This is a genomic window from Photobacterium sp. DNB23_23_1 (assembly GCF_052873815.1).
This window is the reverse complement of record NZ_JBNNXT010000015.1, coordinates 51581-64381: the sequence shown is the minus strand read 5'-3', so window position 1 is coordinate 64381 and position 12801 is coordinate 51581. Positions and strand designations below refer to the sequence as shown.

9 protein-coding genes are annotated in these 12801 nt (G+C 45.2%); 2 read left to right on the top strand and 7 right to left on the bottom strand.

The window, feature by feature from the left end:
- Positions 1 to 114: 114 nt before the first annotated feature.
- Positions 115 to 1503, bottom strand: coding sequence for a sodium:proton antiporter NhaD (nhaD, locus tag ACVA53_RS11675; RefSeq protein ID WP_446505218.1), 1389 nt, complete (start codon positions 1501 to 1503; stop codon positions 115 to 117).
- 383 nt (positions 1504 to 1886) lie between these two features.
- Between nhaD and ACVA53_RS11670 the strand changes: the two genes are divergently transcribed.
- Positions 1887 to 2384 carry a hypothetical protein gene (locus ACVA53_RS11670; protein WP_446505193.1) on the top strand — a complete coding sequence of 166 codons (498 nt, stop codon included), beginning with the start codon at positions 1887 to 1889 and terminating at the stop codon, positions 2382 to 2384.
- A gap of 122 nt (positions 2385 to 2506) precedes the next feature.
- On the top strand, positions 2507 to 3781 hold the full coding sequence (locus ACVA53_RS11665) for a D-alanyl-D-alanine carboxypeptidase family protein (RefSeq protein ID WP_274125047.1): 1275 nt from the start codon (positions 2507 to 2509) through the stop codon (positions 3779 to 3781).
- 70 nt (positions 3782 to 3851) lie between these two features.
- Here ACVA53_RS11665 and ACVA53_RS11660 read toward each other — a convergent pair whose 3' ends face one another.
- The 6 genes from ACVA53_RS11660 to pdsO all read right to left on the bottom strand — a co-directional run bounded on the left by ACVA53_RS11660 (position 3852) and on the right by pdsO (position 12578).
- The gene (locus ACVA53_RS11660; RefSeq protein ID WP_255040461.1) at positions 3852 to 3977 is read right to left on the bottom strand and encodes a hypothetical protein; all 126 of its coding nucleotides are present in this window, start codon (positions 3975 to 3977) and stop codon (positions 3852 to 3854) included.
- A 154-nt stretch (positions 3978 to 4131) separates the two neighbouring features.
- Positions 4132 to 5844: an SgrR family transcriptional regulator gene (locus ACVA53_RS11655; protein WP_446505192.1), complete on the bottom strand. Its 1713-nt coding sequence runs from the start codon at positions 5842 to 5844 to the stop codon at positions 4132 to 4134.
- A 303-nt stretch (positions 5845 to 6147) separates the two neighbouring features.
- Positions 6148 to 6516, bottom strand: a complete 369-nt coding sequence (locus ACVA53_RS11650) for an NADH:ubiquinone oxidoreductase (RefSeq protein WP_255040459.1) — start codon at positions 6514 to 6516, stop codon at positions 6148 to 6150.
- 455 nt (positions 6517 to 6971) lie between these two features.
- The gene (gene fdhF / locus ACVA53_RS11645) at positions 6972 to 11126 is read right to left on the bottom strand and encodes a formate dehydrogenase subunit alpha (protein WP_446505191.1); all 4155 of its coding nucleotides are present in this window, start codon (positions 11124 to 11126) and stop codon (positions 6972 to 6974) included.
- Positions 11127 to 11529: 403 nt separating this feature from the next.
- Positions 11530 to 11799 (bottom strand): hypothetical protein, encoded by a 270-nt coding sequence (locus ACVA53_RS11640; protein ID WP_446505190.1) that lies wholly within the window; start codon positions 11797 to 11799, stop codon positions 11530 to 11532.
- A gap of 11 nt (positions 11800 to 11810) precedes the next feature.
- The gene (gene pdsO / locus ACVA53_RS11635) at positions 11811 to 12578 is read right to left on the bottom strand and encodes a sortase-associated OmpA-like protein PdsO (RefSeq protein WP_446505189.1); all 768 of its coding nucleotides are present in this window, start codon (positions 12576 to 12578) and stop codon (positions 11811 to 11813) included.
- Between the last annotated feature and the right edge of the window lie 223 nt (positions 12579 to 12801).

The following is a 12801-nucleotide window of genomic DNA, read 5'->3' as shown; positions in this document are numbered from 1 at the left end:
TTGCCCAAAAAAAAGCCCAGCATTTGCTGGGCTGGCATTTCATTATTCTTTAGTGATGTTCTACACACTTTCTATTTCTTAGCACTGAGGCAATCGAGTGTTTTTTAATCACATCTAGAACAAATGGTTATTCATTAATAAATGGCAAACAATACTCGCGACATACCCCAAGGCAATGACTGGCATCCACTTCAAGTGCCCGAAGAAGGTGTATTTACCATGAGCCGCCCCCATCAAAGCAACACCAGCGGCAGAACCAATAGATAACAAGCTACCGCCAACACCAGCTGTCAATGTGACTAACAGCCAGTTACCCAATGAGAGTTCGGGCTGCATCGTCAATACAGCGAACATCACAGGTATATTATCCACTATCGCAGACAGTATACCGACCATAACGTTTGCCCATACAGGATTCCACTGGGAGTACATCACCTCGGAGACCATGCCGAGATAACCCAACAGGCTTAACCCGCCAACACACATAACGACACCGTAGAAGAACAGCAGCGTATCCCACTCGGCATGAGAAACACGTTTGAACACATCAAAGGGAACAACAGAGCCTATCCGCTTTAATGCTTCATCGTCTTTATTGGCAATGGCAAGCGCTTTTTTCTTCTCCAGTGAACGTGGCAATGTCTTACGGAGGTAGAAGCCGAAGAACTGCAGATACGCCAAGCCCATCATCATGCCCATAACTGGAGGGAAATGAACTAACGCATGGAAACCCACTGCAGTGGCAATCGTTAAAATAAACAAACAGACGATGCGCCTCGCCCCTCGTTTTAATTCAACGTACTCAGTTGTGGTATTTGGCCTTGTTTTGGGAACGAAGAATGACATGATAGCCGCAGGAATAACGTAGTTAACCAAGGACGGAATGAAAAGATCGAGGAACTGAGTAAAACTAACCAACCCAGTTTGCCAAACCATTAATGTTGTAATATCCCCAAATGGACTAAAGGCCCCGCCAGCATTTGCTGCCACGACGATATTGATACAGGCGAGATTGATAAAACGTATGTTGCTACCGCCAACCTTCATAACAACGGCACACATCAACAACGCGGTAGTCAAGTTATCAGCGATAGGTGAAATGACAAAGGATAAACAGCCCGTAAGCCAAAACAAGCTCCTGAAATTAAACCCTTTGCCTACCATCCAAGACTGCAGTGAATCAAACAAACGCCGCTCTTCCATTGCACTGATATATGTCATTGCAACTAACAAGAACAACAATAACTCTGCGTACTCAAGTAAGTTATGCTCTAAAGCCGCTTTTGCTAACTCAATCTGACCCTGTTGCTGATAGACAAAACCAATCATTAACCAGATCAAGCCCGCGGCTAATAAAACGGGCTTTGACTTCCTCAGCTGCAGGTACTCCTCCCCCATAACCAAACAATAAGCTAATCCAAAAATAATGAGTGATGCATAACCTACTGTTGACTGGGTTAAATCGACACCTGGCGCAGCGGCAAAAGCACTGCCTCCCGCCATTAGGGCTACTGCGATCCCCCCGAATAGCATACTTCCTCGTAACAGTTTCATTCGAGACTCAACTCCCTGAGTGATTAAACTAACGCTAGTGGACACAATCCTTTTGGATATTTACGTAAAGCAATCCAACATGTTAACGTTAATTACAACACACAATTAACACTATGTGAACATGCGAATAAGGAATCCATCTTGCTGCACCGCCCTGTAACATGCCGGATTCATTTACTTTCACAATGGGTTTTGCAAACCTCATATGTAGTAAGCCAAACTTCTATATGGCTGCAGATACAGCCCGATCTATAAGCATTAGCCCAGCGACCATACATGCTTAAGTTCGCTGAAAAGCATTTTGCTCAGCACTGAAATAAGGACGCAATAGCATGAAAACAATCGAGTCCTGGTTGAAAGAAGTCAAGAGTTTAACCCTTAGCACTCGCTGGCACGCAGCCAACAATACTAACTGGGATGAAGCCTCCACTGCTCGGTTGCTCAATGAGGCACCAGCATCGTTGTTTGGGTCGATTGTTAGCCTAAACCAGATTGAAGCTATTGCTTACTGGTTAGATGTTTGCTGCCAATTAAGTGCCTTTCATCAACGCTCTGGCAATGTGGACCTCGCGTTCCAATACCAACAATTTAGTTACAGCAAAATTCAGGTGTTAGCGACAGTGCCCAATCAAGATCCCGCTATGCGGCGTTGGTGCATCAAAAAACTCGAGTGTATGGTGGTTGATATGCTCGAGTTCTGCCAACATCAACCCCACCACCCTGACTGGCAGAAGATAAGAAAACACCTTATCGATACGCATGTTCATTTTATGCAGCAGCTATCGCACCAAAATTTATCCTTTGGACCTGTTATCAAAATTCCTCATTAACCTAGACTTCTGAATTTATTAGAAATATTCAATACCACCTAAGCCATCTCAAAAATAACTATCGTCTCAATGGTGAGAACACAATAAAAAACTCTACAAGGCTCATATCAAATTAATCCTGCATGGTGATTATTTACTATGCTGAAAAGTGCAACGGTGCTGTAGACACGGGGTTTATTCCGATGACACTTCCTTTATTTAGTAAATATTGTCGACAATTGTTTATTTTCTTAATTTCCCTTGCTGTAGTTTCGCCTGGGTATGCCGAAATCCATCCAACACCTCCCGAGGTGGCGGCTCAATCATGGGTTTTAATGAGTTACGATACCGGTCAGGTCATTGCGGGGGAAAACATTCATGCTCCACACGCACCCGCCAGCCTCGTTAAAATTATGACCAGCTATGTCGTTGGCCAAGAAATTAAGTCGGGCCATATTGCCTCAAACGACATGGTCGTGATCAGTGAAAACGCCTGGGGGAAAAAATTTCCTGGCTCATCAAAAATGTTCCTTAATGTTGGCGACCAAGTCTCGGTCGAAGATCTTAACCGAGGTGTCATTATCTCATCAGGGAATGATGCGACTGTAGCCCTTGCTGAGCATGTTGCAGGCCATCAATCTGCTTTTATCGAGATGATGAACCGTTATGCTGAAAAAGTCGCGATGAAAGATACCTTCTTCACCAACCCACATGGGCTAGACTCTTCAGAACAACAAACAACAGCCTATGATATGGCATTACTAACAAAAGCGCTGATTACTGATTTACCCAACATGTACTCGTTGTTTAAAGAGAAATCATTCACATTTGGAAAAATTAAACAAGGCAACCGTAACGCATTGCTATGGGATACGACTATCAATGTGGATGGAGTGAAGACAGGCTACACCAAAAATGCAGGATACAGCCTTGTATCTTCCGCCGAATTGAATGGGCAGCGACTGATTGCAGTAGTGCTGGGGACAAAAAGTGCGACTGTCCGTCGTAATGAAAGTAAAAAGCTCTTAACTTGGGGGTTTCGATTTTACCAAGATATAGAGCCTAATTTCAGTAAAGACGAATTGCTCCCTCTACGTGTTTGGTATGGTAGCCCATCAAGCGTCGAAGTCGTTGTCGGCTCTGGAGGAAAAGTCACGATCCCTCGCCGACAAAGAAAGAATGTTGAATACTCTATCCTCTATGACAACTTAGAAGCACCAGTCGCAAAAGATCAGGAAGTGGGCAAAGTCGTTTGGTACATCAATGATGAAGTTATTGCAGAGCAACCTCTTTTAGCCACGCAACCTGTTGAAGAAGCACCCTGGTATAAATCTATGGTCGATGTTGTATGGCGGCCAATAAACCGATGGTTCAGCGATCAAAATGAAGCACTAAAAGCCTCAGCCAATCAAACTTAACCCCAAGCAAGTGCTTATATCTACAAACAAAGAACAGGCAATCTTGCCTGTTCTTTGTTATTAAATGAACTTACTGATAATCGTATTCGTAGTCATCTTCAGATTCAAACCAGTCATCAAACTCAATCTCATCCTGGTTATCGTCCCATAACGTGTCTTCGATTAGCTCGATATCATTATGATCATACTCAAACATTGCGGCTCTCCATGCTAGTACACATCGTGCCCTATCAATAGACAATAATTAGATAAGGCAGAACATAATTCTGTTTTACTCAACGCGGATGTCAGAACGATGAATGAAAAGTGTTAGAAATATGAACGTCCATTAGAGACTTAAAATGAGCGACTTAAAGCGCCTTGCCGTCCAATTCTGGCTTCATCCATACTGACTTGAAGTCGAACCAGCCCATAGAGTTGGATTGCATACCTTGTACCGCTCCAGAGTCATCGACACCTAGCCAATTGTGGAACAACGGCATAATTTGGCCAAATTCAACAAGCTTGGCACCAATATGCTGGCAAGGCGAAGCTTGATCGATATTTGCCCGCCACCGTAATACCTCTAGCTCAAGTTGCTTAAACTCCTCTTCAGGCATGGCTCGTGCGATATGGTCAAAATTGAAGAACCATGACAATAACGCATCATCACGGTAGTTCATCAAACTCATCCCCCCCAACCACAGGTCAATCTTCGAACTATGCTTACCAAGCGCAATCTCAGTTGTCGTTAATTCGAGCATTTTCAGCTTAATACCATCTTCAGCTAATATTTCCTTAATTGCATTGGCAACATGTGGGTAAACAGGATGTTGGCAGGCAAAAGCTATGGTAACGATGCGTTTCGATGGTGGCTCTTGGACTGGGGCAGAATACAAGGGTACATGGGTCCAGCCTGGCAAAATGCCATAAGCGTTGGTTAAACGGAAATCCCCAATCTGATCTTTATTCAACCGCTGCAACAGATGTAAAGCGGTCAAGCGACCTTGCAAATATTGTAACCATTGAGGGTCTGCAGGCAATCCACCAACCCGGTTAAACAAAAGGAAGTTACATCCTTCATCCAGTTTGAGCCGGGTAGACACGCTTACACCACCCAGTTGACTAGCATCCGCTGCCGGCTGCAAGTAACACGATGCAACTTCAGACAGCATCCAAATATCCACAATATCAATCAACGCCCTGAAGCCGAAGTACTGATCAGAAGCTTCAAGCTTAAAGCGCTTACTGTCATTCTGAATAACTTTATAAGGGCCCGTGCCTATCGGAAATAAAACGTTGGGGTTGCCCATGTCTGCATCAGCCGGCTGGATCATAGCAATTAGGTTAGTGAGTAAATCAGGGAAACGCTGGTCATCGCTGGTTAAATAAAAATCGACAGTATTGGTAAATGGTGCATTTATTTCAAGGATATGGTTGAACAGCCGATGCTGCTTAACCTGGTCGAACGTGGCTATAATATCGTCAGTGCTGAGCAAGCGACCATCATGAAATCGAACTGACGGCCTGATATAAAAACGCCAGTGACGTGGATTTAACGCTTCCCAATGGTGGGCTAAATCACCTTCTACTTCCTCTTTTTCCTCATTTATTCGAGTTAACCCATTGAATACTTGTCTGACCAAATGCTGCTCAGAGCGGCGCAAAGGTTGAAGTGGATTAAGGTTACTGAACGCGCGATAATAAGGTAGACGAACAATTTGTTTGCCGTGTGCCGTTGTGTGGCCAAGCTGCTCTTGGATGATCTGAGCAAGCTTATCAGCATTATGTTCAAGCGCTTCAAGCGCTGGTTCTAGTTTCCCTTCTGCCACCAGCTTCCTGGCATGCAATAGCTGCAATTCATTGTCTGTACTACAAAAAGTCAGCCTAGATTGCTTTCCCCTTCCAACGGCTGGCTCCCAAGCGATCCAGCCTTTATCTACCATTTTATTGATCACCATTCGCACATTTCGTCGGGTACAAAATAGTACTTCAGCAATATCTTGGAGGTTTGTATCAGCATCTTGACCAGAGAAGTGATTATACAGTCGCTGGAATTGGACTTTGAGGCGTTGACCGCTCATAAAGGAGGAACCTATTTTTATTGTTTCTTCTGTTTTAGGTTTCCTATTTTAGCGTAAAAATAGCGATGTACCCAAGCGGTACTTGGCGGCATAGAACAAGTTATTTTTCTACTAAGTAGACCCCCAAAGAATAGCGCCTGAGTGAGTCTGTGCCGCCTCCCCCCCTCTTGAAGGTAACCCGCTTTAATACCAATCTGGATAAGTAGTTAATCAAGTATTTATGTAGGTTGGTATAAGCACAACCGACAAACTCCAGGCACAAAAAACGGGCCAGTAGCCCGTTTTCAGTTTTAAGCATAAGACTTAAGCAGTTTTAGTCGTTAGTGCGTCAGTCGTACGAGACATTTGGAATTCGCGCCACTTGGAATACATGTAAGTCACAACAATAGAGAAGAATAAATATGACAGCGAGAACACGAATGGCGAGTTAATAAGATTCAACTCTAGACCCCACATAACACCAGCAATTGTAACACCAATTTTAGCGATCAGACCCATCATCAACATTAACAATGCCAGTTGTGGGTAACGGGTAGAACAACGAAATGCTAGCCAATAGCCAGCGCCTACTGCAACTGAAGCAACCCCAAAGCCTGCAAGAAACGAGTGGAAATGCTCACCAGAAAGTATACCAGCAGCGGCAGACAACAAAAAAATCAGACCGAATTTCATAAACACCTCTTTGTAAGAAGTTAAAGATGCGTCCTTTCGATGTGCTTTAAGCTAATAGGGATATTTTCCCACTTTCCGAGCAAATTGCATACACCTCGGCGCTTCCAGGCACTTTAATGCCCACTTCAACTTTCGGCATTTTACATTTTGTAACAAACCAAACTACTCATACCATTGATGATAACACACCTTCGTAAACAGATTGTTAAATTTTGACTGAGGTGTAAGAAATAGTGTCATGACGTTTTTTAAGTAATTCAATGCTATAAATAAGCTAAAAAACATTAAAATTCAAAATTAAACACTAAGCAGATGGCGAGTTGCGACACTAAATATGGATTACTATCTTCCACTTATATTGTTTTTCATTTTGTGACTGGCATAAAAAAACACCCAGTAAAACTGGGTGTTTAGGAAGAGATACAGCGTTAATGCGATATGACAAGAAAGATAAACTACTCTATTGTCGTTAGCACTTTTTCTACTTTTACTGCAGCCACTTTAAACTCAGGAATCTTGGCATGCGGATCTGTCGCGGTGCCAGTCAACTTATTTGCTGCCGATTCAACAAAGTGAAAAGGAACAAAGACGACACCTGGCTGCATTCGCTTGGTAACAAACGCTGGCGTTTCGATAGTTCCGCGACGAGTAGACAGTGTGAGCATCTCACCATTCCCAACACCTAGACGCTCAGCATCAGTTACCGAGATCATCGCTCTCGGGCCAGCTAGGTTATCTAACCCTTTCGTCTTACGAGTCATAGTCCCCGTATGGAACTGCTCCAACAGACGCCCCGTCGTCAATATCATTGGGAACTCATCGTCAGGAAGCTCAGCGGCATAGCGGAATGGGATGCCCACCATTTCAGCTTTCTCACCTCGGATAAAGTTCTCTTGGTGCATGATACGGGTGCCAGGGTGATTTTCATCTCGGCATGGCCACTGCAAACCATCTTTACCAACACGGTCCCATTTGATCCCAGCGTATTGAGGTGTCAGTTGGGTGATCTCTTCCGTGATGTCTTTAACCGATTGGTAATTCCAGTCACTACCCATCGCGTTGGCAATAGTCTGGATAATTTGCCAATCTTCACGAGCCTGACCCGGCGCTTTAATCGCTGGATTCAGGCGCTGAACACGCCGCTCGGTGTTGGTGAAATGACCAGCCTTTTCCGCAAAAGAGTAGGATGGCAAGACAACATCGGCCAATTGAGCGGTTTCGGTGAGGAAGATATCTTGCACCACCAAGAAGTCCAATGCCTCAATCGCTTCCAGCACGTGCTTTTGGTCAGGATCACTTAACACTGGGTTCTCACCCATGACATACAGACCACGAACTTGCTTGTGGCATGCCGCATCAATGATTTCTGTCAGTGTTAAACCAGATTCCGCAGGCAGATCCGGTCGGTTCCAGGCTTTGGCATACTTACTGTGGATCTCTGGGTTATAGACTTTCTGGTAACCAGGGAAGTAATTCGGAAGTGCCCCCATATCACAAGCGCCCTGTACATTTGATTGGCCTCGTAACGGGTTGATGCCCCCGCCTTCAATACCGATATTGCCACACAGCAGCTGAAGGTTAGCAATAGAACGGACGTTATCGTGTCCAGTCGTATGCTGGGTGATACCCATTGAGTAATAGATAGCCGTACGCTCGGCTGTACCAATCAACTCCGCCAACTTCAGCAAATCAGCTTGTTTAACCCCAGTAACGAGCTCAACTTTTTCAGGTGAATAAGCATCACTCATAACCTCGGATTTGAGTGCTTCGTAGCCCTCAACTCGCGCATCAATATAAGCGTGATCCTGCCAGTCATTCTTAATGATTTGCTGCATAATGCCGTTCATCAACATTACGTCAGAGCCCGGTCTATGGGCAACATACAATTCAGAATGATCCGCAATATCCACTTTTTTCGGATCAGCAACAACCAAGCGTGCAGTCCCTTTACGGATTGCCTGCTTGATGTGCGAAGCGATGATTGGGTGAGCCGAGGAAGTATCCGAACCGATAATAAAGATCAGATCTGAATGAGCGATACTCGGAATATCATTGGTCATCGCACCACTACCCAACGAGGCTTCAAGGCCTGTAACGGTTGTAGAGTGGCAAAGACGCGCACAGTGATCGACGTTGTTAGTGCCCAGCTCACGGCGAATAAATTTCTGGAACGCAAAATTATCTTCGTTGGTCGTTTTAGCTGACGAGAAGCCAGCAAGTGCATTGCCGCCCGACGCTTGCTTAATCGCCGAGAACTTATCGGCAATCAAGGTAATCGCCTCATCCCAACTTGCAGGCTGTAGCTTACCGTCTTTACGGATCAATGGCTGGCTTAGACGCTCTTCACTCTGGATAAAGTCAAATCCAAAACGCCCTTTCACGCACAGCATACCTTGGTTGACTGGTGAGTCCTTCGCGCCTTGAACGTAACGAATTTTATCCGTCAATTCGTCTACATACATGGTGACCTTACAGCCCACACCACAATAAGTACAAATGGTATCAACTGGCTTGAGCATCTCAACACGGCCTTGCGACTTATCGCGAGAATCCGTCAATGCTCCGGTCGGACAAACCTGCACACAAGCGCCACACTGCACACAGTTTGAATCACCCATGCTGTAACCTTTGTCAAAACCTGGGCGGCACTCTGGACGCTTGGCACTATTACCATCAGCATCTTTCAAGAAACCAAGTGCACCGTGAACAGCTTGTTCGTTACAGATGTCGACACACTGGCCACAGCTGATACAGCGGTTGGCATCAAAAACAATAAACTCGGAACTGTCATCAACGGCAAATTTCTGACAGTCAGACATATCCAAGTCATCTTTTTCGACCTTGTATTCAGTTGCGAAGTCACGCAATTTACAGTCGGTATTTGCCTGACAACCACACTCTAAGCAGCGGGCAGCTTCACGCATTGCTTCTTCGTTAACAAAGCCAGTTTCTACTTCAGCGAAGCTAAGTTCACGCTGCTCACTGGTAAGCTCTGGCATGATAGAACGCATGGCCTTCTGGATCCCTTCGAATTGCTTGGGATCAACCTGCTTTACCTTAGCGGCTTTTTGTGAGTTATATGGCTTGACGGGAATATGTTCCATATCGCCATTAAAGAAACGATCAATCGCTTCAGCCGCAACACGGCCATCAGCCACTGCTTCAATGGCTGTGGCAGGGCCACGACGGAAATCACCGATACTAAAGATATTCTCCACACCGGAGTGCATAGTATCGTCACTTGACTCAAGCGTTAGCCAGCGGGTAACAGGAAGTTCGATGCTGTCATTGTCCAAGAACGACAGATCTGGCTTTTGCGATACAGCTGAGATGACTGTGTCGAAATGCTCGACAAAGTATTCTCCCGTCGCTTCTGGACGACGACGGCCTGAAGCATCCGGTTCGCCAAGTGCCATTTTCTCAAGCTTCACATCCGTTACCCGGCCATTACTGTCAGCAATGTTTTCGACTGGATTGGTCAAGAAGTGGAATTTGACACCTTCGTGCTCAGCTTCAACAATTTCATAGTCTTCCGCTGGCATTTCATCGCGAGTACGACGATAGATAAGTGTGGTATCGGCACCATCTCGAACAGCAGTACGTGCACAGTCAATAGCTGTGTTACCGCCACCAATCACAGCCACTTTCTTGCCGGTGGTGTAATTTTGGGTGGTAACGTAATCTTTCAAGTAATCAACACCGAGGTAGCAGCCATCTTGATCACTACCCGGATAATTCATTTCAACCGCTTGGGATGCACCAACGGCTAAACATACAGCATCATACTGTTTAGTTAACTCTGATAGCAGGAAATCTTTACCCAAGGTCGTATTGGTTTCAACCTTCATGCCATTACGGCAAATCAGCTCGATTTCTTTATCAAGAATGGCTTTTGGCAGACGATACTCTGGAATACCGTAACGCAGCCAACCACCAGCCTGAGGCATGGACTCGAAAACAGTGACATTGTAACCTTCATTACTTAGGTAATAGCCACAGCTCAAACCACCAGGGCCACTACCAATGACAGCGACGTTCTTGCCTTTATCGGCTTTGCGCGGTGGGACATATTGCTCTTGGGCTTCAAGGTCAATATCCGCCGCATGACGTTTCAATTGGCGGATCGCAATCGGTTCGTCAACAATACCGCGACGACATTCTGTCTCACAAAAAGCCGGACAAACACGACCAATCGACAACGGCATTGGCAAGGTTCGTTTAATCACCTCTACCGCTTTCTGATGGTCGTTTTGGGAAATGTGGTACAGGTAAGACTGAATATCGACACCTGCAGGACATGCGGTTTGGCAAGGTGCCTCACAGTCTGCATAGTGATCTGACATAATGCGATTTAGCGACTCACGGCGACGTTCAGAAATAACATCGCTTTGCGTGGTGATAACCATTTCAGGTGCCGCTGTAACTTCACAGGCACGATGAATGCCTTGGCCTTCAATATCTACCACACATAAATCGCACGGTACTTTTTCGCCATTTTTATTTAGCCCACACAGTGATGGGATTTCAATCTCGAACTGTTGAGCGAGTTCAAGGATTGACAATTGACCGTCAGTAGCCAGAACCTGACCGTCTATCGTGACATTACTCATAGTTGCCTCTTTCTGTTGCTGGCGCTGTGCCTTTATTGTGAGTTTCAGGCTCTATATATCTAACTTCATGTTCATGGGAAGAAGCCGCACAACGCTCAGGATGATAACCAGTCGATTATTGATTTAGGTTTAGTCGATCATCTTTTTTTGTTATCAGGGCAGATTATCTGGCTACAGAATCAAATTCCTTGATTTGGAACATTTTGGATATTTATTTTGAAAAAAATTCATAAGAGGCAGACTAGCGAACAAACCTTGTCGGTGATAAAGCTCGCCCAAAGCTGGGCGAGCTATCTGACAACATACCACTAACGTATCCATTTAATGCAACCAAAGTGATCAACAATAGATAAGGCTAAAATGGAGCAGTGAGACTTTCATTAACAGTTCACACCAAACAATCTCACTCATTCTCATTGCCCCATGTTTTCTGACCTATGGGCTGCTGGCCTTCTCGTTGTTGTGAGTTGGAATATATATGCTGTTCAGTATCAATCGATTGCCAACTTTCATCCCAAGCGTAAAGGGTTTCACCCCCTAAGATATCTATCTTCTGTGCCGAGATATCATCTGCCCTAACCGTCAACTGCATAGTCAATAGCAAGGTGATGAGGAAGGAAAGCACCCAGCTTGGTGCCTCTTCTTTGACCTTCTTTCTTTGTTGTTCAGTCATTCCTTAACCCCTTAATGGTTTTGTGCCGTACTGACATTGTCACTAGCGCTACGCAAGGTCACTCTACGGTCGAAGAAATCACCTTCAAAGTTCTGCTCGCCTCTTAGTGGCACCTGATCACCGTATGCTGCTGCGTAAAGCTGAACACCCTCTACACCATGTGATTCCAAGTAATCACGTACCGCTTCCACGCGTTGCTCCGACAAATTTAGATTCCGCTCTGTGCTACCACGTCGGTCCGAGTAACCAGCGAGCTCCCAGCGAATATCTGGTGCCTGCTTCATGATTTCAGCAATCTCATCCAACTGGGCTTTAAATAGCGGCTCAATATCGGCAGAACCAGTTCTGAAATGCACATTCATTTCCAATGCCAAATCAAGCTGGCGCTCTTTGTGGTTCATCAGATCATACTTGTCTTGCTCAAGACGCGCGATTTCAATCTGCGCTTGGTTGTATTTCTGGCTGATACGTTCAAGTTCGGTATTACGGGCGACCAGCTCACCCAGTTCTTCATCTTGTGCCTGAATTTGGTTGTCTTGCCCAACAGCGGTACCAACAATACCGCCAACCATGGCGCCGACTACCGCGCCGATAGGGCCTCCGACAACGGCACCAAGCGCGGCACCAGAGCCGAGACCAATGAGTGATTCTTGCTCACCAACACGGTAGCTGTCGTTCAAGTTGCTATCGTTCGGAATGTCATTTGCTGTAGCTATAGGAGAAACCAGAGAAGCTATAAGCGTTGTTGTGATCAGTGTTGAGATAAGCTGCTTTTTCATTTTGATGTCCTCATCAATGTCATTCAGTTTTGATTTGCCTTGTTACTTAACGATTTCGTATGGGCTGTTTCGTTTCGATGAGGTTATTAAAGCAAGCCGATCTGGCAAATCTGAGCGCAAAAAAAGGCAATGTCATGATCAATTGTGGCAAAAAAATGGCAATTGCTCCGATTCTGTCTGCAAGCCTTTTCTATCAGCTAGATTGTTGTATAGTCAGCATCAT